The 22,807-nt window shown below is 70.2% G+C and carries 20 protein-coding genes and 3 pseudogenes; 8 read left to right on the plus strand and 15 right to left on the minus strand.

Annotated elements, in window-relative coordinates:
* Window positions 1-6: 6 nt before the first annotated feature.
* From ACFY0F_RS29485 to ACFY0F_RS29550, 14 genes and pseudogenes are all read right to left on the minus strand, one after another.
* Window positions 7-1,668: an aromatic amino acid lyase gene (locus ACFY0F_RS29485; RefSeq protein ID WP_388800710.1), complete on the minus strand. Its 1,662-nt coding sequence runs from the start codon at window positions 1,666-1,668 to the stop codon at window positions 7-9.
* 35 nt (window positions 1,669-1,703) lie between these two features.
* Complete coding sequence (locus tag ACFY0F_RS29490; RefSeq protein ID WP_388800713.1) at window positions 1,704-2,756, minus strand: AMP-binding protein; 1,053 nt, start codon at window positions 2,754-2,756, stop codon at window positions 1,704-1,706.
* A 73-nt stretch (window positions 2,757-2,829) separates the two neighbouring features.
* Entirely contained in the window at window positions 2,830-3,570 is a 741-nt protein-coding gene (locus ACFY0F_RS29495; protein WP_388800716.1) for an SDR family NAD(P)-dependent oxidoreductase, read from the minus strand.
* Window positions 3,571-3,628: 58 nt separating this feature from the next.
* Window positions 3,629-4,669, minus strand: coding sequence for an acyl-CoA synthetase (locus tag ACFY0F_RS29500; protein ID WP_388800718.1), 1,041 nt, complete (start codon window positions 4,667-4,669; stop codon window positions 3,629-3,631).
* Window positions 4,666-4,941: an acyl carrier protein gene (locus ACFY0F_RS29505; RefSeq protein ID WP_388800721.1), complete on the minus strand. Its 276-nt coding sequence runs from the start codon at window positions 4,939-4,941 to the stop codon at window positions 4,666-4,668. The genes ACFY0F_RS29500 and ACFY0F_RS29505 overlap by 4 nt, the downstream gene beginning before the upstream one ends.
* Complete coding sequence (locus ACFY0F_RS29510) at window positions 4,928-5,374, minus strand: hypothetical protein (protein ID WP_388800724.1); 447 nt, start codon at window positions 5,372-5,374, stop codon at window positions 4,928-4,930. The genes ACFY0F_RS29505 and ACFY0F_RS29510 overlap by 14 nt, the downstream gene beginning before the upstream one ends.
* A gap of 13 nt (window positions 5,375-5,387) precedes the next feature.
* A complete protein-coding gene (locus ACFY0F_RS29515) occupies window positions 5,388-7,118 on the minus strand; it encodes a prenyltransferase/squalene oxidase repeat-containing protein (protein WP_388800727.1) in 1,731 nt (576 codons plus the stop codon).
* Complete coding sequence (locus ACFY0F_RS29520) at window positions 7,115-8,440, minus strand: phenylacetate--CoA ligase family protein (protein ID WP_388800730.1); 1,326 nt, start codon at window positions 8,438-8,440, stop codon at window positions 7,115-7,117. The genes ACFY0F_RS29515 and ACFY0F_RS29520 overlap by 4 nt, the downstream gene beginning before the upstream one ends.
* Entirely contained in the window at window positions 8,437-9,825 is a 1,389-nt protein-coding gene (locus tag ACFY0F_RS29525) for an aldehyde dehydrogenase family protein (protein WP_388800733.1), read from the minus strand. The genes ACFY0F_RS29520 and ACFY0F_RS29525 overlap by 4 nt, the downstream gene beginning before the upstream one ends.
* A gap of 44 nt (window positions 9,826-9,869) precedes the next feature.
* On the minus strand, window positions 9,870-10,991 hold the full coding sequence (locus ACFY0F_RS29530) for a 3-deoxy-7-phosphoheptulonate synthase (RefSeq protein ID WP_388800736.1): 1,122 nt from the start codon (window positions 10,989-10,991) through the stop codon (window positions 9,870-9,872).
* A 550-nt stretch (window positions 10,992-11,541) separates the two neighbouring features.
* A pseudogene (locus tag ACFY0F_RS29535) lies at window positions 11,542-11,746 on the minus strand (TMEM165/GDT1 family protein); the annotation flags it as partial.
* Between the two features lie 274 nt (window positions 11,747-12,020).
* Window positions 12,021-14,333, minus strand: a complete 2,313-nt coding sequence (locus tag ACFY0F_RS29540) for an FdhF/YdeP family oxidoreductase (protein ID WP_388800739.1) — start codon at window positions 14,331-14,333, stop codon at window positions 12,021-12,023.
* 36 nt (window positions 14,334-14,369) lie between these two features.
* On the minus strand, window positions 14,370-14,990 hold the full coding sequence (locus tag ACFY0F_RS29545) for an SRPBCC family protein (protein WP_388800885.1): 621 nt from the start codon (window positions 14,988-14,990) through the stop codon (window positions 14,370-14,372).
* A gap of 242 nt (window positions 14,991-15,232) precedes the next feature.
* Window positions 15,233-15,364: pseudogene (locus ACFY0F_RS29550) on the minus strand (DUF6042 family protein); the annotation flags it as partial.
* 508 nt (window positions 15,365-15,872) lie between these two features.
* Here ACFY0F_RS29550 and ACFY0F_RS29555 point away from each other — a divergent pair.
* From ACFY0F_RS29555 to ACFY0F_RS29565, 3 genes are all read left to right on the plus strand, one after another.
* Window positions 15,873-16,484: a hypothetical protein gene (locus tag ACFY0F_RS29555; RefSeq protein WP_388800742.1), complete on the plus strand. Its 612-nt coding sequence runs from the start codon at window positions 15,873-15,875 to the stop codon at window positions 16,482-16,484.
* A gap of 453 nt (window positions 16,485-16,937) precedes the next feature.
* A complete protein-coding gene (locus ACFY0F_RS29560) occupies window positions 16,938-17,093 on the plus strand; it encodes a hypothetical protein (RefSeq protein WP_388800745.1) in 156 nt (51 codons plus the stop codon).
* A gap of 173 nt (window positions 17,094-17,266) precedes the next feature.
* The gene (locus ACFY0F_RS29565; RefSeq protein ID WP_388800748.1) at window positions 17,267-17,410 is read left to right on the plus strand and encodes a hypothetical protein; all 144 of its coding nucleotides are present in this window, start codon (window positions 17,267-17,269) and stop codon (window positions 17,408-17,410) included.
* A 136-nt stretch (window positions 17,411-17,546) separates the two neighbouring features.
* Here the strand turns inward: ACFY0F_RS29565 and ACFY0F_RS29570 are convergent, their stop codons facing one another.
* The gene (locus ACFY0F_RS29570) at window positions 17,547-17,885 is read right to left on the minus strand and encodes a hypothetical protein (protein WP_388800751.1); all 339 of its coding nucleotides are present in this window, start codon (window positions 17,883-17,885) and stop codon (window positions 17,547-17,549) included.
* A 453-nt stretch (window positions 17,886-18,338) separates the two neighbouring features.
* Here ACFY0F_RS29570 and ACFY0F_RS29575 point away from each other — a divergent pair.
* The 5 genes and pseudogenes from ACFY0F_RS29575 to ACFY0F_RS29595 form a co-directional block, all read left to right on the plus strand.
* A pseudogene (locus ACFY0F_RS29575) lies at window positions 18,339-18,842 on the plus strand (glycosyltransferase family 2 protein); the annotation flags it as partial.
* A 77-nt stretch (window positions 18,843-18,919) separates the two neighbouring features.
* Complete coding sequence (locus tag ACFY0F_RS29580; RefSeq protein ID WP_388800753.1) at window positions 18,920-19,240, plus strand: hypothetical protein; 321 nt, start codon at window positions 18,920-18,922, stop codon at window positions 19,238-19,240.
* 192 nt (window positions 19,241-19,432) lie between these two features.
* Window positions 19,433-19,807, plus strand: a complete 375-nt coding sequence (locus ACFY0F_RS29585; protein WP_388800756.1) for a hypothetical protein — start codon at window positions 19,433-19,435, stop codon at window positions 19,805-19,807.
* Window positions 19,808-20,004: 197 nt separating this feature from the next.
* A complete protein-coding gene (locus tag ACFY0F_RS29590; RefSeq protein WP_388800759.1) occupies window positions 20,005-20,370 on the plus strand; it encodes an ArsR/SmtB family transcription factor in 366 nt (121 codons plus the stop codon).
* 1,381 nt (window positions 20,371-21,751) lie between these two features.
* Window positions 21,752-22,807, plus strand: a 1,056-nt coding sequence (locus ACFY0F_RS29595; RefSeq protein WP_388800762.1) for a hypothetical protein, incomplete at its 3' end; no start/stop codon positions are given.

Below are 22,807 nucleotides of genomic sequence, written 5' to 3' on the forward strand. Positions count from 1 at the left end.
CCTAGGTCACGCACCGCCCGACGCGGTGCTCGGGTCGTCTCGTACCAGGTCGTGGTCGGCGAACCCTGCGGCGCGCCGCAGGGCCCCCGTCTCGATCAGGCGGCTCACCGCCGCGATGTCCTCGTCCAGCCGGCGGTCGTGGGAGACGAAGGCGCTGTGCTCCCTGATCAGCGCGTGCACCGCCCGAACGGCCGGTGACGCCTGCTCGACGCCCCGCAGTTCGATCGCCTGCGCCAGGGCGAGCAGGTGGATGGCCGCCACCTCGCGCACCAGGCCGTTGACGGTGCGCGCGTCACGCGCCGAGATCGTGCCCATGCTGACGATGTCCTGATTGTGTGACTCGGTCGAGCGCGAGAACACCGACACCGGCCCCGTCTGTTTGAGGGCCTCGGCGGTGACGGCCGAGGCCGCTATCTGCATGCCCTTGAACCCGTGGTGCAGGCCCGCTTCGGGATCGTCGGCACGGCGCGCGAGGACGAGGTTGGGCGGGAGTCCTTCGTTGAACTTCTCGTCCACCACGAGTGCCAGTTGACGGTCGAGCAGGTTGGCGAGATTGGCCACCGCGGTCTTCAGGCTGTCCATGGCCTGGCCGACGTGGCCCGCGTAGAAGTTGCCGCCGAGGTGGAGGCCCGACTCCTCGACGTCGAAGAGCGGGTTGTCGCTGGCGGAGTTGATCTCGGTGTCGAGCCAGTCCTCCGCCCAGTCGAGCGTGTCGTGGGCGATCCCGATGATCTGCGGTGCGCAGCGCACCGAGTACTTGTCCTGAATGCGCTCGTTGAGCTGGACGTAGCTGCGCCCGGCCAGCGGGCGGCGGCGCATGAGGATGTCGTCGAAGGACGTGGCGAGCCGCGATCCGGACAGCAGGGTGCGGACGGTCGCGGCGGCCCGGACCTGGCCGGGATGGGGTTTGTTCTCGTGGATGAAAGGGTGCAGCGCGGACGCGTTGCCGTGCAGCGCTTCCAGTGTCATGGCGGTCGCGAGTTCGGCGGTGAAGGCCAGCTCCCGGGCGTCCGCGGCGGCCAGGACGGCGTAGGCGGTGGCGAAGGCGGTCCCGTTGACCAGCGCGATGCCCTCCTTGGGCGCGAGCCGCAGCGGCTCGATTCCTTCGTCGCGCAGGGCGTCGAGCGCCGGACGTACGGTGCCGCGGTGCCGTACCTGTCCTTCGCCGATCAATGCCGCGGCCAGGTAGCACAGCGGTACGAGGTCGCCGCTGGCGCCGACCGAGCCGCGTTCCGGGATCAGGGGCAGGATGTCCCGTTGCAGGCAGTCCAGGAGCGTGGACACCGCCTCCGGCCGGATCGCCGAGACTCCCCTGGCCAGCGCGTTGGCCCTGATGAGCATCGCCGCCCGGGCGACGGCCGGGACGGCGGCCGGCCCCACGCCGTTGAGGTGGTAGAGCACCAGGTTGCGCTGGAGCTCGTGGGCCTTGTCCGGCGAGATCTGCCGAACGCAACTGTCCCCGAACCCCGTGGTCACGGCGTAGATGGGGATTTCCTGGGCGAGCAGCGTCTCCTTGAGGCCGACAGAGGCGTGCATCCGCTTGACGGCGACTTCGCTGAGCTGCACGCGTGTCCTGCCGTCGTCACCGCGCGCGACGGCGGCGACCGCGCGGGGCGACAGGCCCGTTCCGTCGATCTCGAGGTGCCGGACCGTGGGCACGTGCGCCATCGGTACTTTTCCTCTCCGGAGTCGGGGAGGCGTCCCTAGTAGACGCCCTCGATCATCTTCTGGCCGTCCACCTCGGCGACGGGGTGGATGTCCCGCAAGGAGTCCCCGGCGCCCGTCGGGCTGGGGACCCGCGTGGCCAGGTCGCGTTCCAGACTGTTGGGCACCAGGCCGTACTCGGTGAGGTAGTTCATCACCACGGCTCCTTCCGATCCGTAGGGGACCGGTGTGCCGGTGTCGGGGTCCACGACCCGGTACAGGACGTAGGGGGCGTACGAGTCGAACACCGTCTCACCCGTGCCCTCCGGGTCGGGCCGCTGGACCGTTCCGCTGAGCACGGAGGTGCTGCCGTACGACCCCCTGAACCGCACCTTGGGGAAGAACTCCGTGGACAGGTAGTCCAGGGTGTCGGGGTCCATGTGCGCTCCGGTCCAGATCACCAGGCGCACCTTCTCCTGGATCAGGGCGCGGACCGCGGGCCGTTCGGCCATACGGGCGAGCACCGGGGGCGTGGTGATCAGGAAGGCGATGTCCTGGGAGCTCAGGACCAGTTCGGCCTGGTCGACGAGGTGTTCGACGTAGGCGGCGGCGCCGGCGGTGTCTCCGGCGGCCATGAGGCGTTTCACCCAGCGCGGGTCCAGGTCGATGGAGAACCGGACACCGCCCCTGGCCTGTGCGATCCGCCGGGAGTACTCGCCGAGCATGTGGGGGCCGCTGGGTGCGACGGCCAGAGTGTGCCCCGTTCCGTCGTCCGGGTAGTGGGAGTTCTCCCACTCCATGTACCGGTCGAACCAGCCCTCGAACATCATGAAGCGCTTGGGCGCGCCCGTGGTGCCGCCGCTCTCGTACACGGCGAACACCTTCTCGGTCGCGTCCAGTCCGCGCGGGATCAGGTCCTCGATCGGGACGTCGCGGAGGTCGTCCACGAGGTTGGGGAACTTCAGCAGGTCGTCGACGCAGCGCACGTCCTGGACGGGGTCGAAACCCAGCCGGTCGCGGCGTTGCAGCCAGTACCGGGAGCCCGTCGCCGGGTCGAAGTGCCAGCGCATCATGGCGCGGACGTGCGCGTCGGCCTGTTCGCGCGCGTTCATGGTGGGTCACCGTGCTTTCTCGGTCGGTCGGTCGGGGGTCGGGAGGCGGTGGCGGGCCGGGGCGTCGCAGCCGTCAGACGCCGTGGTGCGCACCGCCGTTGATCTGGACGATCTGCGAGGTGATGTAGCCGCCGGGCTGCCCGCAGAGGTAGAAGCCGAGTTCCGCGATGTCGACGGGATCGCCCGCGCGGCCCAGGGCGGTCTGGCGGACCAGCTTCGCCTCGCGGGCCGCGGGGAGGCCGTCGCCGAAGAGGTCGGTGCCGGCCACGTAGCCCGGTGCGATGGCGTTGACGTTGATGTCCCGTGGGCCCAGGCGCGTCGCCAGGAGGTGGACGTAGGAGTGGAGGGCGGCCTTGGCGGCGCCGTACCCGCCCGTCCCGCCCGATCCACGGTAGGCGGCGACGGAGCTGTAGAGGACGATGGCGCCGCCGTCGGCCATCAGGGGGACCAGTGACTCCACGGCGAGGACGGCTGTCAGGACGTTCGAGCGGTACGCGTCACGCCACTCCGTCAGGACCGGTTCCACGTCGCCGGCGTCCGTGCCCGGCGAAGGCGGCACCGCGCCCGCGCAGCACAGCAGGCCGCCCACGGGCAGTCCCGTCGCGGTGACGTGGTCGCGCAGGATGTCCGCCGAGCCGGGGTCGGCCATGTCGAGCGCGAGCGGCTCGACGTCGGCTCCCGGCACGTCCGCCTCGATCTCCTGCACCGTCCGGGTGAGCCGCTTCTCCTGCCGGGCGATCAGGAGCACCTTGTCGTCGTTCTCGGCGAATCGCTTCGCCGTCGCCTTGCCGATGCCGGCGCTCGCGCCGGTCACCACGATCAGCCTGGACAGAGTGAACCCTCCTATGAGGTGTGGTCGAGGTGGATCAGGGTCAGGTCAGGGATTGCGAACAGGACGGGAGCGTCGCGAGCAGGGCGGCCCGGTCCGGTTTCCCGCTGGCGGTCCTCGGTACGGCCGCGAGGTCCACGAGCCGTGACGGACCGGGGAAGTCCCGCAGCGCGGCCCGGATGTCCGCCTCGTCCACTCCGCTGCGCCGGCCGGACCAGAAGATGACGTAACCCTCCCCGGCGAGCGGGTCACCGGTGAGTGGCAACGCGACGCAGTCCGCGTGCGGCAGGCGGGCCCTCAACTGCTCCTCCACGCGCGTCAGATGGACCTTGACGCCGTTCACCTTGATCAAGGAGCTGCTGCGGCCGACGAGCCGGAAGGACCGGTCGCCGGTGAACTCGACCAGGTCTCCGGTGGCCCAGCGGGCGGGAGGGCGGGTCCCGCCCTCCGGCCGGGCCAGCCGCGGGCTGCGCACGACCAGTTCCTGCGTGTGTCCCATCGGTGCGCCCCGGTCACGCATCAGGGTCACGTCGGGCAGCGCCTGCCAGGGGGCCGCGCCGCTTCCCTCGGGGGCGACCGGCCGGTGGGCGATGCCTCCGGTCTCGGTCGATCCGAGGAGTTCCCAGGCCCGCAGCAGGGGGCCTGCCCAGCGGACAAGCCGGTGGGCGGCCGGCGGCGGTGCCGCCGCGCTGTGCAGGGCGACGACCGAGCGGGCGCGCTCCAGTGCCGACCGGCCGCGGTGCAGCAGGTTCCAGGCCATCGGGACGCAGACGATCAGGACCCGTGCGCCGGAGGGGACCGACAAGGGCGCCAGGGGATCGGTCCACGCCCGGTGGACGGGGACGCCTGCCATACGGGGCAGCCACTGGCCGAACAGAGCGCCGAAGAGGTGCTGCGGCGGGGCGTAGGTGATCACCTGGTCGACCGGCCCGACGAGTTGGGTGCCGATCAGCTCCACCTCGCGCTCCATCTGCCGGGGCAGCCGGAACCAGCGGCGCGCGGCTCCGGTGCTGCCGGACGTGTCGAAGGGCACCTCGTCGGGCCCGGCCCGCCATCCCTCGGTACGGGTCGCCGGCTGTGTCATGCCGCCTGGTCCTCCGCGCACTCGCGGACGTACGCGGCGGTCCGTTCGAGGGTGCTGAACCAGTAGCGGACGTCGTCGCCCACGAAGTCGACCTCGATGCCGAACTCGCCTTCCACGGCGGTGACGTACTCCAGGGCCGCCAGGCTGTCGAAGCCCGGCAGTGCGCCGGACAGGTCCGCGTCCGCGGGCAGCGCGCGGGCGGCCTCGCCGAACCGCTTCTCGAGGAGGGTGCGGACGCGGGCCTGGATGTCGGTCTGGTCAGGGGCGGGCATGCTGGAGTCCTTTCTGCTGGTCGCGGCCGGCCGGTGCCGGGCCGGCGCTGGTCATGGAGCCTTCGTGCAGGTAGAAGACGTGGTCGGGCCGTGTGGGACGGAAGTGGACCGTCAGATGGGCGCCGTCCGGGTCGACGCCGAGCGCCTGCGCGATCTCGTCGGCGAGTCGGGCCCGGTAGTCGTGGTCGCGGTCGCGGTGGATGTGGCACACGACGGACGCCCAGCGGGCTGTCCGCTCGGGGCCGGCGTCGTCCTCGTACGTCGTCAGCGGCATGCCGCCGGCGAAGTACGCCATGGGTTCGGCGGTTCGGAAGGAGACCACGACGTGGGCGGGGTCCGAACCGCGTGCTGCCATGAACCGGGTGAGGCGCAGCGCGGCCCTCAGACGGGTGGAGGGGGTCAGCGGATTGCTGGTCACTTCGACGGTCGGCAAGGCCGTGTGCCTTTCACGAGAGGGCCAGCGGCGGCAGGGGGTGCCGTTCCGGTGCCAGGCGCAGTTCCAGGCGCCGTCCCAGGCAGTCGGCGAGCGGGCCGCCGCTCGTCGGCATGAGGGGGGTCCAGGCGAACCCGGAGTCCGCCGTGCGCACGCTGTCCAGGAAGCGCGTCAGGTGGCCGGCGTCCCACTCGATGCCGAACGTGTCCGCCGTCAGCACGGCTTCGTAGGTGCTCAGCAGGTCCGGGACCCGGTTGTCCACGTCCGCGTATCCGCCGCCGCGCACCCGGTGCCGGGCAAGGGCCTCACGGACGTGCTCGGCGTCGGCGCCGGCCGACCGTCGCAGCGCCCGCAGGGCCTGCAGGGTGGCCCGCAGCGTGGGCCGTCCGCCGGGCACGTTGGCGTACCGGCCGGGAGCCGTCTCGCAGGTGGCCACGTAGGCGGCGATACCGCGCAGGGAGCCGGTGACGCCGGTTCCGCCGCTGCGGTGCAGGATCTCGGCGGCCGAGGAGGTCGACACCATGTCGGAGGCGCGGCCCTCCCAGTAGCCGAAGCCGCCGTCGGGGTTCTGGATGGCGCCGGTGAGCCAGTGCGCGATCCTGGCGCGGGCCGGGGCGTCGTCCGCGAAGGCTCCGGCCGACAGGGCCCACAGGGTGCACCGAACCTCGCTGCCCCGCCCAGGCATGTACATGATGCCGTCCTCGTTGGGCAGCATGCAGCTCTCGGTCCACTCCAGGGCCTGGCGGGCCGCGGTGCCGGACAGCCGGCCGGCCAGCAGGTGCGCGGAGGTGGTGAGGACGTCGGAAGCGAGTTCGGGGGTGCGGTAGGTGAAGCCGCCGTGCGCCGTGCGGAAGGTCAGGAGCGTGCCGACCACCCCGTCGGCGACGCCGTCGAGCGCGGCGCCGAGTTCCCGTAGCGCTCCGACGGCGCAGAACGCGGCCCACACGTCCGTCACGGGGTAGCCGGGCCACCGGGTGAAGGACCCGCCGGGGCGCAGCCGGGCCAGGATCCAGGCGACGCAGGCCTCGCGGTCCCGCGGGGCCTCGCCGAGGCGGCTCAGGGCGCTGACGGCCCGGAACGTCGCCCACAGGCAGTCGGTCCCGTCACCCTCCTGGAAGGTGAAGCCGCCGGCCGGGCTCTGCCGGTCCTGAAGCCAGTTCACCAGCCGCTCACGGTCCCACGGCAGCGGACCGCGTCCGCCCGTGGCCGTGCTCCACGCGGTGACGGCGTAGTAGCAGGCTCGCGCGTCGGAGGTGCCGTCCTTGGCGTGGGCGGGACTCCAGGCCAGTCCGCCGTCCGCGGCCTGCAGCGCCGCCAGCCAGCCGGGCAGTCCCTCCGGCGGGCGCTCGCCGTAGATCTCCACCAGGGTGCGTACGGCGTAGTAGGTGGCCCACACGTCGGACGTCTGGCCGGGTGTCATGGCGAACCCGCCGTCCGCGTGCGCGGTGCTGCGCACCCAGTCGGAGCTGGACGCGCGGAGCGTGCCGCGGCTGCCCTCGGGCAGGTCGGCCAGGGCCTGCGTGCAGTAGTAGGTCGCCCAGGCGTCGGAGCTCATGCCCGCCGACCACGCGAATCCGCCGTCGGCGTTCTGCCGGGAAGCCAGGAAGGAGGCGACGGTCTCGGGGGCGGGCAGATCGCCGGTGCGGCCGAGCCAGGCGAGGGTGCGCACGGCCGCATAGGTGCACCACAGGTCGGACTCCCCGGAGACGGTGCCGGACGACTGCCGCAGCGCGTCGTACGTCATACCGGCACCACCTCGGAGACGACCCGGAAGTTGGAGCGCTTCCAGCTCTTCTGGGAGCCGCCGCTCTTCGTCGTCGCGGGCAGCCGGTTGACGAAGCGGACCTCGTCCCAGCGGAAGCCGAGGCGTTCGCCCGTGCGCCGCTGGATCAGGTCGTTCTTCGCGGACTCGGTGTCCCGGTCGGTTCCGGGGTCCCGCTCCAGCAGCAGCCTGGCCCACGTCCCGTCCTCGGCGAGCTCGATCAGGTAGCCCATGACGTCGCGGTTCGCGTAGACGACGCTCTCCAGGTCGCGGGTGCGCACCCGGCTGCCCTTGATCTCGGTTCCGTCGGTGCCGCGGCCGTGGACGGTCACCACCGGGGCGTCGTCACCGCAGGGGCAGCCACCCGACAGGGACACCTCGTCGCCCATGTCGAGGCGCAGCAGGGGGCGGGCGTCGTTGTTGAGCGGGGTGACGACGAGCCGGCCCTCGCGGCCCGCTTCGGCGGGCACGATGCCGCTCTCGTCGGCGATCTCGCAGTAGTTGGCGCCGCGCAGCAGGTGGAGGCGGTCCTGTGCGCAGCAGGCGGCCAGCGTGCCGCTCTCCGTGCTGCCGTAACTCGCGTCGTAGGCCCGCGCGTTCCACCACTGGCCGGCCATCGCGCGCAGCTCGGGGGTGCTGACCTCGCCGAGCAGCATGAGCAGTTCGACGGACTCGCGCATCCGGGCCAGCAGGCCCCGCCGCTTGAGGACCTGGGAGAACTCCAGCAGCACGCCGGGCGCCACGAAGAGCACGGTCGGCCGGAACACCTCCCACAGCTGGATGATGCGGTCCCAGTCGGAGATCCCCGTGGTGTACGGGTATGCCTTGGCGTGGGGCACGCCGAGGAACTCGCAGACGCCGACCATGAGGTCGGCCACCGGCACGATGTCCGAGGGCAGCAGGATCAGGGCGCGGTGACCGCCGTCCGCCAGCATCGTGCGCCAGGCCTCGGCGACGGAGACGGTGTTGGCGATCATGTCCCGGTCCGTGCGGGGGGTGGGGGTGGGCACGCCGGTCGTGCCCGTGGTCTGGTAGTACTTCAGGCCCGCGCCGACCGGCACCCGCAGGTAGTCCAGAGGCCGGGCCTTGAGGTCGTCCTTGGAGGTGGCCGGCAGGTCCCGGAATGCCCGCATCGAGAACGCGCCGAGCGAGGCGTAGGCGGACGTGCCCCGAGCCCGGTGCCAGACCTCGTCCAGCTTGGACGTGTAGTAGGCCTCGTCGGAGCGGGAGGCGCGGCGGCGCGCGGTCACCTCCTGCTGGATGCGCTCCATGAAGTCGAGGCCGCTCCTGGAATTGATCTTCACGTGTCACTCCTCTTCTCGTCGGCGTGGGCCAGGCCCTTGGCGCGCATCAGGAACTCCCCGAGGAAGCCGTCGTGGGGGACGTCGGGATGGAGCCACGAAGTCGGCCTGCTCCCGTACACGTTGGAGACCGAGGGCAGGTCCAGCGCCCGGGCGTGCAGTTCCGCGTCCCGGGAGTGCAGTGCCAGCACCAGGGAGCCGTCGAGCACGTCGAGGGCGCCGCGCTCGAAGGGCGCGACCCACACGCAGGGAAAGGGCACCTCGTACGACAGCAACGGGTCCTTAGCGGACGCCAGTTCCACGACCGCGGGCGTCACGGCCGACAACGAGCCGTCGCCGCCGAGCCGTTCCACCCGGGGGGCCAGGTGCACGACCGCGTCCTTCGCGCGGTCCAGCACCGCCGCCACCAGGAGTTCCGCGTCCGCCTGCGGCATGCACGGCAGGCGGGCCGCGTCGTCCGCGGGCGGTGCGGGTGCCACCGTCGCCAGGGCGGTGGCCAACTCCTCGGCGAACGCGGTGACATCGTGCTCGACCAGTACGCCCGTGGTCGCCGTGCACGCGGTCCCCGCGTGGTACAGGGCACCAGCGGAGGCGAGCCCGAGCCCGGTGTCCCGGTCAGCGTCGGCGGTGACGACCAGTTTCGAGCGGCCCGGGCCCTGCGGTCGTACGTCACCGCGGTTGCGGTAGGTGTCGACGACCGCCTGCCCGCCGTAGACGACGGCCCGATCGGCGCGGTCGACGATCAGTCGCGCCGTCGCGTGGTCGCACGGTGCCAGGACGAGCTGTCCGGCCGGCAGTCCTGCCTGCCTCAGTGCGGCGACCAGGCGGAGCGGGGTCAGCGGGTCCCGGTTGGAGGGACGGACGACGACCCGGTAGCCGAGCGCCAGTGCCTCGGGCCACATGGCGTGCACACCTGGGCTGTTGCCGGCCGCGTGGACGGCGAAGACGTCACCGACGCGGCACCAGACGGCGCCGGCCGACGGTGCGTCGGCCACGGCGGTGCCGACCGGGAGACAGCCCGACGGCCGCGCCGAGGACACCGTCCGCCCCGCGTCGCGCAGGGCCGCTGTGATGAGCCGGTCGCACTCGCGCACGACGGCGACGGGCGTGCCCGTCAGTTCTGCCACGCGTCGCTGGTGGGCCGCCAGGTCGTCGCCGAGGATCTCCTGGTCCTCGAAGACGTCGGCCGCCTTGCCGAGCACGGCCGCGGCCCGGGGGGCGGGCAGGGGCGCGGTCGCGCGTAACTGGTCGATCCAGTGGGAGACGACCAGTGCCGGGACCGACGCCAGTTCGAGCGCGGGAACGCCCGAGGCGTCCTCCACGGTGGTGCGTTTCCGCGTCCGGTAGGGGCCGGCCGGACCCAGCGCGGGGATGTCCAGCACGCTCACTCTCCTGTTCCTTCCAGCCGTGACGGGGTGGGGTGATGAGCGGATCAGCGTGCGGCGGACGTCGCGGTGCGGCGCCTGCGGGTCGCCGCCGCGAGATCGCGCAACACATCGGCCGTGGTGTCCCACCCCATGCAGGCGTCGGTGATGCTCTGGCCGAACACGAGCCCGTCGAGGCCGGGTTCCTGACGTCCGGGAACCAGGAAGCCCTCCAGCATGACGCCGCGGATGTCCACGTCACCGGCCGCCACCTGGGCTGCTATCTCGCGGGCGACCACGGCCTGCCGCTCGTGGTCCTTGCCGCTGTTGCCGTGACTGGCGTCGATCATCAGACCGGTGGGCAGCCCGGCCGCCGTCAGCAGCTCCACCGCCGCGCGCACGTCCTCGGCACGGTAGTTGGGCCGGCCTGAACCGCCCCGGAGGATGACGTGGCAGTCGGGGTTGCCGCTCGTGCGCAGGGCCACCGGCCTGCCGTCCTGACCGAAGCCGAGGTAGGCGTGCGGGGCCGCCGCGGAGCGGACGGCGTCGACGGCGACGCGCACCGAGCCGGTGCTGCCGTTCTTCATACCCACGGGCATGGGCAGGCCACTGGCCAGTTGCCGGTGCACCTGACTTTCCACGGTCCGTGCGCCGATGGCTCCCCAGGAGACCAGGTCGGCCAGATAGGCCGGCGCCGCCGGACTCAGCCACTCGGTGGAGATGGGCAGCCCCATCTCGGCGATCTCCAGCATGAGCGCCCGTGCGGTGCGCAGTCCCCCGTTGAGGTCGAGACTGCCGTCCAGCGCGGGGTCGGCCAGCAGTCCGGTCCAGCCGACGGTGGTGCGCGGTTTCTCGACGTACACCCGCATGACGATGGCCAGGTCGTCGGCGAGGCGGGCGGCCAGTTCGCTCAGGGACCTGGCGTACGCCAGACCGGCGTCCACGTCGTGGATCGAGCACGGCCCGACGACGACGAGCAGGCGGTCGTCGTCACCCTGCAGTACACGGCGGGTCATCTGGCGTCCGGCGCTCACCGAACGCGCTGCGGCGGCGGTCGACGGCACCGCGCGCAGCAGCTCCCGGGGGGTGCTGGCCGCGTGCGCGCGGTGGCGCCCGCCTACGCCGTTCGGGGGTAACCGCTGCGTCAAGGAGCCGGTGCGTTCCCTGGCCGGCAGGTGAAGACTCTGCATCGTTCCTCAATTCATTCCGTTTCAGCGCATATACGGGCGTCGGCAACGAATGATTCGGGCGGACGTCGGCTCCCCCGGGGGTGCGCAGGCTGACCGCGTCGGTGACGGCGACCCCGCCGTGTGCGCGATCGTCCGGGGAGCACACGCATCACCGTGCCCGATGCGCGAGAGCGCTCGCCACCTGTGCCGGTTGCAGCAAGTTGTTGTGCACCTTGCTGCACGCCGGCGATCCCGGAGCCGGACACGGTGGCGGCCCGGCGCGCCGCACTCGTAGAGAGCCTGGAGGCCGGGTGTGCCGGGCTCCCCGGCTCCCGACTTCGACGCCTTCATCATGGGGCTGTGCAGTTGAAGCCGGCGACGCCCGCGGTACTGCGGCCTGCTGTCGTTCAACCCACGGAATCGATCGCCTCATCCGACGACGGGGCCGGTGGCGGAAACGTCGCGCTGCCTGGCGGTTCGGCCGCGTTCACCGTCGTCATGCGCTCGGTCACGGGCCTCACAGGCGTCTGCAACGGCCGGACAGAGCGCCACAGCGGAGCAGTCAAGCGGCGGCGATCAACCGCCCCGCCAGCAGGGCCAGGGCGGAGACCGACATCAGGGCGGCGGCGGATCCCACGGCGGTGGGCAGCCAGCCGTCGGTCGCGGCGAGGTTGGCGGTGGTGATCTGGGTGAGGTCGCCCCATTCGCTGATGAATGAAGACGGCCATGAAGGCGGTGCTGTAGACGAGCCAGAAACCGGTGACGGTCTCGCCTTCGGACCCGACACCAACGTCCCCCGCCTTCTCGCCTGGATGAACGAAGTCCACACCACCCCCAACTCCGTTCGGAAACGAGACATGACGACCTGGCTGCGCCTCATCGGCGCATCGATCATGGGCATCCTCGTCCCCGTCCCCTCCAGCGTGACCTCCCCGATGACCGAGGCGGAAGGCGCCTGGGTCCGCGCGAACGCGCCAGACACCTGTGCCGCACGGCGGGGCCCCGCTGCTGTCATCGGGCCCCGCCGGGGTGCGGCGTCGTCGGTTTCGGTCAGACGGGTGCCGGCCGGGATCGGTCGGCCGTGGTTTCGAGGCGGACGACGATGCCCTTCGACGTGGGCTGGTTGCTTACGTCGGCGACGCTGTCGAGCGGCACCAGGACGTTCGTCTCCGGGTAGTAGGCGGCGGCCGAACCCTTGGCCGCGGGGTAGGACACGACCTCGAAGTTCTCGGCCCGGCGCTCGGTGCCGTCCTCCCAGACGCTCACCAGGTCCACGCGATCGCCCTGCTCGAGGCCGAGTTCGGACAGGTCGGCCGGGTTGACGAGGACCACGTGGCGGCTGCCGTGGATGCCGCGGTAGCGGTCGTTGTTGGTGTACGGGACGGTGTTCCACTGGTCGTGCGAGCGCAAGGTCTGCAGCAGCAGGTGACCCTCGGGGGCCCGGGGGACCACCCGCTCGTTACAGGTGAACCGGGCCTTGCCGGTCTCGGTCCTGAACACGCCCTCGTTGACCGGGTTGGGTAGCTGGAAGCCTCCCGGACGGGTCACCCGGGCGTTGAAGTCGTGGAAGCCCGGCACGATCCGGGAGATGCTGTCGCGGATGGTGTTGTAGTCGCCCTCGAACTTGGCCCAGGGGATGTCCCCCTCGCCGTCGAGGCTCAGCCGGGCGAGCCGGCACAGGATGGCGACCTCGCTCAGCAGTACGCGCGAGGCCGGTTCGAGTCGTCCCTGGGAGGTGTGCACCTCGCTCATGGAGTTCTCGACGGTGACGAACTGCTCGCCGTCGGCCTGGACATCACGCTCGGTGCGCCCCAGCGTCGGCAGGATCAGGGCGGTGTCGCCGCAGACGGTGTGCGAGCGGTTGAGCTTGGTGGAGATGTGGGCGGTCAGCCGGCACGAACGCATCGCCTTCTCGGTGACGTCGCTGTCGGGCGCTGCGCGCACGAAGTTCCCGGCCAGGGCGAGGAAGACCTTCACGCGGCCCTCCAGCATCGCCTTGATCGAGTTCACCGAGTCCAGGCCGTGCCGGCGCGGCGGGTCGAAGCCGAACTCCTTCTGCAGGGCGTCCAGGAAGATGTCCGGCATCTGCTCCCAGATGCCCATGGTGCGGTCACCCTGGACGTTGCTGTGGCCGCGCACCGGGCAGGCGCCCGTACCCGCGCGCCCCAGATTGCCGCGCAGCATCAGGAAGTTGACGATCTCCCGGATGGTCGGCACGCCGTGCTTGTGCTGGGTGATGCCCATCGCCCAGCACACGATGACGCGTTCACTGCGCAGGACCTCGTCGCGGACCTTCTCGATCTCCTCGCGGGTCAGTCCCGTCGCCGCGCGCACGTCGTCCCATTCGACGGTGCGGGCGTGCCGGGCGAACTCCTCGAAACCGGAGGTGTGGGCGTCGATGAAGTCGTGGTCCAGGACGGTGCCGGGACGCGCGTCCTCCGCCTCCAGCAGCAGCCGGTTCAGTGCCTGGAACAGGGCGAGATCCCCGCCCGGCTTGATGTGCAGGAAGCGGTCGGCGATCTGGGTGCCCCGCCCCACGACCCCACGCGGCTTCTGCGGGTTCTTGAAGCGCCGCAGCCCCGCCTCCGGCAACGGGTTCACCGCCACGATGCGGCCGCCGTTGCGCTTGGCCTCCTCCAGGGCCGAGAGCTGCCGCGGGTGATTGCTGCCCGGGTTCTGCCCCACCAGGAAGATCAGGTCCGCGTGGTGGAGGTCGTCGAGACTCACGGTGCCCTTGCCGACGCCCAGCGTCTCGTTCAGGGCGAAGCCGCTGGACTCGTGGCACATGTTGCTGCAGTCGGGCAGGTTGTTGGTGCCCAGGGCGCGTGCGAAGAGCTGGAAGACGAAGGCGGCTTCGTTGCTGGCCCGGCCGGAGGTGTAGAAGACCGCCTCGTCGGGCGAGTCCAGCCCCTTGAGTTCCTGCGCCAGGACGCCCAGGGCGTCGTTCCAGCCAATGGGCTCGTAGTGGTCCGATCCGGGCCGTTTGATCATCGGCTCGGTGAGCCGGCCCTGCTGGTTGAGCCACATGTCGGAACGGGCCGCCAGATCGGACACGCTGTGCTCGTGGAAGAAGTCGGCGGTGATCCGGCGCGTGGTGGCCTCGTCGTTGATGTGCTTGGCGCCGTTCTCGCAGTACTCGTTGCGGTGGCGCCGGCCCGGGGCGGGGTCCGCCCACGCGCAGCCGGGGCAGTCGACCCCGCCCACCTGGTTCATGGTGAGCAGGTCGACCCCGGTCTTGCGCGGGGAGGTCTGCTCCAGGGAGTACTCCAGCGCGTGCACGACGGCGGGAACCCCGGCCGCCCACTTCTTCGGCGGTGTCACGGAGAGGGAGGACTCCGGCTCCTCACCGGGCGGGTTCTGCATCGCTTGGCCTTTCTCTTGCCGTGTGCGGTACCCGGGTCAGCCGACGGGCCACTGGGCGACACGGCTCCTGGGCGGTTCCGGGGTGTCGTGCTGGACCCGGCCGTTGCGGATGGTGCCGCGCCAGGCACCGCCCTCCTGACCGAGTCCTTCGATGAAGTGCTTGAAGCTCACCAGTTCGCCGCGCACCAGGCGGGCGGTCAGTCCCGTGACCCTGGACGAGCGGGTGAGGGCCTGCGCGGCCCCCTGCGGTTGGAGGAGCATACGGACCGTGATCGCGGTGCCGCCGAACTCCGTGGGCCGGAACTCGACCTCGCCCTGGTGGGTGGGGTGCTGCTCCAGGCCACGCCAGGCCAGGTAGGCGTCGGGGTCCTGTTCCACGATCTCGACCGCGAAACGGAGGCGCAGGGGGCCGTAGCCGATGGTCCACGCGGTGACGGTGGGCCGGAGCTGCTCGACGTCGCGCACCACGGTCGAGAAGCGCGGGAACGTCTTGAACTGTGTCCACTGGTTGTAGGCCGTGCGGACCGGCACCGCGACCTCGACCGTCTCCTCGACGTGCCGCTCGCGCAGCGGACGGCGGCGTGTGACGCCGTCACCGTCGGAGCGCCTGCCCGGGGTGTTCGGCGGGGCCTGCCCACCGTCGTCTTCGTGCGCCATCATGGTCCTTCTTCCGGTGAGGGAGCCGGGGCGTCCGGAGACCCGGCCCTCCCCTTTTTGGGGCAGGGCATCTCTTCCGGTTCCCCGATCCCGGGTTTCGAGTCACCCGACCGCGTAGGCGCCCCGGGCGGCCCCGAGCGCGAGAAGGGGCCGGGCCCGGCTGGCAGGGGGGCGCCGAGCCCGGGGCGTGGTAGGGGCGTTGGTCACGGGCTTCTCCAGGTGGCCGACGGTCACCTCCGGCTTCACCCCGGGCACGGCCACCACCGGGTGCCGTCCGGTGTCTCCTCGCGGCGGGCCAGGCCCCACGTCAGGTAGAGCTCGAACAGGTCCCGCACGGTCTTGGGCACCGGGTAGCCGACGGCCGTGAGCATGGTGGCGCGCGCAGCCTGGCCGTCTCCGTCACGCGTGACAGGTTTGCACGGTCTCCTGGCAGGACGAGCAGTTGCTGTTCCCCGCCGGGCAGGGGGACTGGCGGGCGTCGCGCTGGTCGGTCCCCATCAGTCGGACGAAGTCGCCGCCCAGGGGCAAATATTCCGCGTCGTCGTCCGCACCGACGACGGCTACCAGTCCGTTACCACTGTCGGGGAACTCGCCGACCCCGACTGGGCCACGGATCCAGCAATCTGCCAGATACTGTCCATCTGTCTGCGTAACGCTCTCCCCTGACGCCGGCGAAGCCACAGCGCGGCCGGACGACCGATGGGCAGCGGGCTCGACGAGGAGACGAGCACGGCCGGCCCTCCGGCGTGAGCGCCACTGCGCGTAGAGCGGGCGGAGGGGTACGGCGACACCGACCTGCAGGCGTCGACCGGCTCACTCACTGCTGGTGTCCGTCCCTGGGAAACGGCCCACCAGCCCGAGCCGACTGGTAAGGATGACGATATGGATGATCACCAGCCCGGCCCCGACGGTGAGGCCGCCCTCCAGCACGCCCGCGAACTGTTGGCCGCGGGCGACCGCGACGGCGCAGAGGAGCGATTCGCCAAGGCAGCCGAACTCGGTGCCTTGGACGCGCCTTGGCGGATCGCGCAGGCCTATCTCGAGGCGCACGACGTGCGCACCGCCCCGTGGATGCGGCGAGCCGCGACCTCCTTGAGCCGGCCCGGCGGCATCACCGTCGCCCCCCACACACTGCCGATCACCACCATCGAATGCGAGGACTACGAGGTCCTTGTCGAACAGGTCTGGTGCGTCGCGGTCACCGACTGCGACCCGCAGGCGGCCATCGCGGCGCTGCGAGCCGCCGCCCCCTCGATCGGCCAGGCGACCGAAGACGGCCGCGTACCCGCCGCCGACCAGATCGCCACCGCGCCTTATTACGCGAACTGCACCTGGGTCGACGAAACGAAGCTGACACTGACCCTGGACGCCAAGGGCGGGGTCATGCCGATGCTTGCGCGCGTCGTCCTGACCGTCCTCGTGGCAGAGCTCGAGCGCACCGGTGCCACCCAGGCACGACTTCACACCCCGCGTTCGGCTTGGCCCCTGTACTGAGACGCGCCTGGTAGCGGTGGCCGATGCCCCCCGCATCAGGACCGCGCGCCGACAGCTGGGCCTACATCACCGCCGGCTGCTGGTCCTCGGTCGAGACCGACGGCCACGGCCTGGAATCGTCCTCATGCGCCCGTCCGCGACGAGCGTTTCGCCGAGCTCTTGGCCATGACCCCCTACTACCACGCCGATCCCCCGCCTCGACATCGAGCACAGCCTGCCCATCGGGGAGTTGTGCTGCCCGGGTCCCACTGCGACCACCTGTGATCACTCCCCTACCTCCACCGCCCCGGTCTGGAGTCTGCCGATCTGATTCCCCATCAAACCGGACATGCGAAACCCTGCCGGCTGATGTGAGTCGTGTCTGCAGACCGCCCATTGGCTGGGCCTGCGGTCGGGACCTGAGGGTAAGCAGGTGGTGCGGACCAGTAGTTCGACTGAATCACGAGGAGGCTTATGAAGCAGGCTGCTGACGGTACTGGCCAGGAGCTGGCCAGCCGGCCGATAGCGGTGTCCACAGCGTTCGACGGCAGTGAGAAGATCTCCGACGCCCGTGATCTCGCCAGAACCTTCCTGACAGATCTCCGCGCCCAGCACGGACTGGGAGTGTAGAGCGTGCTGCGGCCATGGTTCAGCTGGTGGTGAGCGAACCGGTGACCAATGTGCAGAAACAGCTCCCGGTCCCCTCCTGCTGACCCTGGAACTCAAAGACGGCGCCCTTGAGGTGACCGTGTGGGACAGTGATCCGACCCTGCCGACAGCGAGGGAAGCGGACCCGGGCCCGGGTGGGCCTGCACGGTCTGGAGATCACAACGGCGGTCTGCCGGGACCTGGAGATGCACCGCGAGCCGGTGGGCAAGCGCATCAAGGCGGCCGTCGTTCTTGCCGACGACACCGTCGGTGACGAAGCCGGCCATCGAACGATGTGATCAGCCAGCCAGGGACTCTGCCGACAGCCGGCTCCCTGGACCGCCCGGTCATGGCCTATCCGTGCTCACACGCCCGCACTCCGGGCCCTGTTTGTATTCCAGAGACCGGAGTGCGGGCGTCCTAGGTGTACTTCGTTCAGCTGCAGACCGAAGCGATGCAGACGGTGATGTTCTTGACTGTCACGCTGGGGTTGAAGGACTTGTAGGTGTTGACCGTCACGTTCTTCAGGGCCGTCGCGCTGATGGTGGACTTGTCGAGGTTGTTTTCCAGTACTCCCAGCTCGTTACCGGTCAGTGCCCGGTTCCCCGTGATCTTCAGGCTCACCGGCCCGGTGCTCGTGCTGTTGCAGGTGACGACGTTGGCGAGGCCGTTACTGCAGCTGAAGTGGCCCGTAGCGGACGCCGTGGAGGCGCCTCCCAGCACGACGGCGGGGACCAGAGCCATGAACAAAGCGGCGGGGACAAGCTTCTTCACGACGGTGTCTTCCTCTCACAGTGCGAACCCGTGGACTGCCCTTCCCGGGCTTCTCAGCCAACGGAGTGCAGGGCCCCAGGGTCTTTCCGCCACATGGACTAACCGCTGGAAGGCCTTCGACACTCCAGGCAAGAAGACACCACCCAAATAGGGGCACTCCGGCCCATTTGTTCGAAAACTCTTCTCGGTCGAGGATGCCGAGGGCGGTGTCGGGTCGGCAGTGGATGCAGGGCGGCACCTGTCAGCGCAGGGCATCGATCGCTTACTGCCGGCTTGGCCGGACGGCATCGGCCGCTCTTGGCCGCCGCCCAGCAGTCACCGGCGTGCACAGCGTCCACATTCGAGTGGTTGAGACCGTACTGGATCAGCCAGTCCGGCGAGGCCGACGGCATCTCCTCACCCGTGGGGGGACGGCTAAGCTGCGGCCGTTCGCCGTTCGATGGGAGTTGGCCTGTGAGTCACACGCGCCTTGGGGTTGCCGTCCTGACCATGGGCAACCGGCCTGCTGAACTGGCGGCGCTGCTTGAGTCGGTGGCCCGGCAGGATTTGCCGCCGGCGGGGGTGGTGGTGATCGGCAACGGCACGCCGCTGCCCGAGCTGCCGGATGGCACGGACGGGGTGGAGATGGCGGAGAACCTGGGGGTCTCCGGCGGCCGGAACGCCGCGATCGCCCACCTGCGCCGGTGCGGAGATGTCGACGTGGTCGTAGACCTGGACGACGACGGTCTCCTGGTGGACACGGACGTGTTCTCGAAGCTGGCCGCGATGTACGAGACCGACCCGACGCTGGGTGTGGTGTCGTTCCGGATCGCCGACGAACACGGCGAGACCCAGCGGCGGCACGTTCCGCGTCTGCGGGCCAAGGGCCCGATGCGTGGCGGTGAGGTCACGACGTTCCTGGGCGGCGGGCACGCGCTGTCCATGCGGCGTTCTTGCACCTTGCGGCGGTGTGGCGGGCGCCGCGATGCTGAGGGCTCTCATTGGTACGCGGCTGGTGTCATCGAGCTCGTAGCCCCGGCAAGCCGTACCACCTCATGAGCGGTGACCGAGGCGCGGGCGCCGAGGCGTTCTCCAGTTGGGACTGGCTCCTGCCTGCGCACAACGAAGGCGACCAGGGGCAACCGGTCGTCTGCCACCGCCACGAGAAAAGCCACTACTACCGCATCGAGCACACCGGGCCCCATCGGGGCGGCCACACACCTACGGGCGGGAAGCACGGCGAGAAGGTCATCTACCTCGACAAGGAAGGCTCCAACACGACGCCGGCTCGACGAGCGAGGACCTGCCCACGCGGCGCTTCGACCGAGCGGACCGCTTCGCCGGAGCCGGTCGCCCTCATTGTCACCTCGGCGTGAAGTACTTACTTCGGCCCTTGTAATGCCAGTTCCCGTCGCTCGAACGGACAAGGGGCGCAATTCTTCGGTCATCATGTGTCAGTCCCAGATACCCCGTCCCGGTGTCACTCCCCCGGGCCTACGGTCCGTGCATCGGGCGGGACGGCAAGCGCCGGTCCGCCGCAACCGACAGCCAAAGGGGAGGACGCCGCCATGGCGAGCGTGGAAGTGTCACTGAAGGAAATGATGACCGCGGTCGAGGGGGCGCTGGGAGCCGCGGTCGTCGACTACACCAGCGGCATGGCCCTGGGGACCCTGGGCGGAGACAAGGACCTCAACCTGACGATCGCTGCGGCCGGGAACACGGACGTCATCCGCGCCAAGGTGCGCACGATGGAAGAGCTGGGCCTCAAGAGCCGGATCGAGGACATCCTGATCACACTCGAGAGGCAGTACCACCTCATCCGCCTGATCACCGGTCGCAGTGGGAACGGCCTGTTCCTCTACCTGGTGCTCGACAAGGAACGCTCGAACCTGGCCATGGCCCGCCACCAGCTCAAGCGGGTCGAGGAGCAGCTCGAGGTCTAGCGACCGTTCAGAGCCCGGGCCGTCCTGCGCCCATGATGTGAAGACTTCTTCAAGTCACCACATCAGCATGATCCCAAATCGTGCCGGCGCACGGCCCGGGGCAGCAAGGATCAGTCGTCAAGGGCCGGTGCGGCGGTGTCCCAGGACGCCGCCGCACTCCGCCGAACCGCAGCCGACCGGGCAGAGAGCGAGCGCTCATGCAAGTCCCCCTCTACCAGGCCAAGGCGGACTTTTTCCGCATGCTCGGCCACCCCGTGCGGATCAGGGTCCTGGAACTGCTCCAGCATGGACCGGTTCCCGTACGGGACCTGCTCGCCGACATCGAGATCGAGCCGTCCAGCCTCTCGCAGCAACTGGCCGTCCTGCGCCGATCTGGCATCGTGGTGTCCATCAGGGAAGGCTCCACCGTCCGCTACGCACTGGCCGGCGGAGATGTCGCCGAACTCCTGCGCGCGGCCAGACGAATCCTCACAGAACTCCTGGACGGGCAGAACGTACTCCTCGCCGAACTGCGCCAGGCGGATGCGTCCGCTCCGCCCGTGTCCATGAACAGCCGCGGCTGACCGGTGCCGCGCACATGGACGGAACCGCCATCGGCCTGGCCTGCGCCTGGCTCACCCGCCGCGCCCCGCGCCTGGTCTGGCGCCACTGGCTGCCGGCGCAAGGGCAACACCCTCATCAACTGCCGCGAAACCTCCGCGAAGCGCTCAGCAACTGACCGACCCCGCGCGTCCGGCCTGCGCCGACCCGGTCATGATCTGCGCGCGCCAGCACGGTCGGGGCAGTAGGCCGGCCTACTCAGGGTGTGGTCGGGCTCGGCAGTTCAGGGCTGATGGGGTCGTGCTGGGACAGGTGGAGGGGACTGCTCTGGCGCCAGTAGCCATGCACGAGGGCTTCGGCTTCCCGCACCGCCCGCTGAGCGCACGGCGCGTCCGTCGCCACGCACGGCCCAACCCAGGTCGCGGTGGAAACCGAGTGCCGGGCATCCCTCAATGCCGTCCGACGTGAGGCACGGCGGAACACAGCGGCAGCGCGTGAGCTGCTGCTGTATGCCGCCAGGCGCCATCGCGCGAGCAGGATCGCTGCCACCGCCGACAAAGCGCCGGCGGCGCAGACGTCATGATCGGCCACTAATTCCTCCTGCCAGTTACGGACCCTGCGGAATGCATGCTGGACGAGGAGCTGTTGACGAAGCTGGAGGGCGACAGCGGGCCGTTGAAAGGCAACTCGAGATGAAGGTGCTGTTGGCGGAATTCGTGGACTGCAGTCAGCGATTTCTCCGCCGAACCGGGGCCAGCAAAGAAGAGCGATAGGCCAGCCAACCGGTGCTCCGCGGCCCGGCGCCGACTGCCTTGGCCATCGGTTCCACAAGCGAACCGCGAGACCTGTGGAGGCGCGGGGTAACTGTGCATACCTGGCCAGGGCCGGTCAGTTCCAGCATGCGCCGTACGCATGCGTGACCAGCGGCACATCCCGCCACCGCATCCGGGTTCGCACCCCGTGACCGGTCAATCTCCTCTCGGAGAGGAAAAACAGACATCGGCCTGCACCGCTGGTGCCCCGGGAAGCAGACCAGGACAGTCACTGGTAAAGGTCCGCCGCAGCCAACCACCCACCGGGGTACGGGACTCCAGGGGAGTGCTAGCGATTATGTGCACTCTGAGCACCATGTTGCCCCTGTGCCAATTGTGAGATTTGGCAAGGAGAACATTAGACCGTTCGGGTTAATCCGAATCCTGCATATGGTCGCGATTTGGCTTCTGTGCCTGTAATGGAGTAACCGACTGTGGGTGCCCATCCTCTGTCGTGGTGTCAGACGGCGATCGCTGGATCGTTGTCCACATGCATGGGCACCCCGGCAGGTGAATGCCTGAACCGCACCAGCAAGGCGTGCGGCCGTATGCGGCAGCCCACACCCGACTCTCCTCAAAAGGGGCTGCTCTCATGGCAGTAATCGTCATTCCCTCAACGGTGGCGGCTTGCTCGACCTTCACCGCCATCGTCACCGGCGCGCCCGCCGGGGCCACCTCGGCCGTCTTCACCTACGACGGCGCCACTGCCCTGACGCTGCCGGTGGTCGCCGGCGTCGCCGGCCCGGCGACGTTCACGGCCGTCGGCTCGGGCGTACAGCTGGTCTCGGTGAGCTACGTCGACGCCGGCGGCGTCGTGGTGGGGGCCGACAGCGGTACCGTGACCGTCACTGCGGCGCCGGCCGGGACCATCTCGACGACGGTGTCCACTCCCGGCGGCGGGACCACGACAGCCACCACCACGCTGACCTGCAGCGCCGGCCTGGCCTCCGTCAACGGGACGCTGACCTACACTCTGCCGGGCGGGACCACGGTCACGGCCGCAGTGGTCAACGGCGTGGTCGCCCCAACCAACTTGGGGGTCGCGCTGACAGCAGGTCAGACGGTGGGCGTCAGCTTCACCCCGGCAGCCGGCTCCTGCGTCGCCTGCACCTTCGCACCCATCACCGTCACCGTCCCCGCACCGCCGTCCTGTCTGGTGTTCCTGCTGCCGCCGTCGGGGGCGGTGGTGGCCGGTCAGCCGACCAGCCTGACCGCGCTCGTGCTGTGCAACGGTGTACCCGTCTCGGGTGCCTCGGTCACCTTCAGCGGCGGCGGAGCGACACCGGTGACCGTCACCACCAACGCCTCCGGAATCGCCACCGGATCGCTGACCTTCCCCACCGCCGGGCCGGCATCGGTCACCGCAACGGTCACCGCGGCCAACACCGCCTGCTCCTGCACCAACGTCACCTCCACCCCCATCACCGTCAACGTCACCACGCAGCCGACTTGCTCGGTGGTGATCCGGCCTGTGATCGGTCCCGTGGTGGCCGGTCAGCCGACCAGCCTGACCGCGCTCGTGCTGTGCAACGGTGTACCCGTCTCCGGCGCCTCGGTCACCTTCAGCGGCGGCGGAGCGACACCGGTGACCGTCACCACCAACGCCTCCGGAATCGCCACCGGATCGCTGACCTTCCCCACCGCCGGA

This window comes from Streptomyces sp. NPDC001544, assembly GCF_042894285.1.
Lineage (GTDB): Bacteria > Actinomycetota > Actinomycetes > Streptomycetales > Streptomycetaceae > Streptomyces.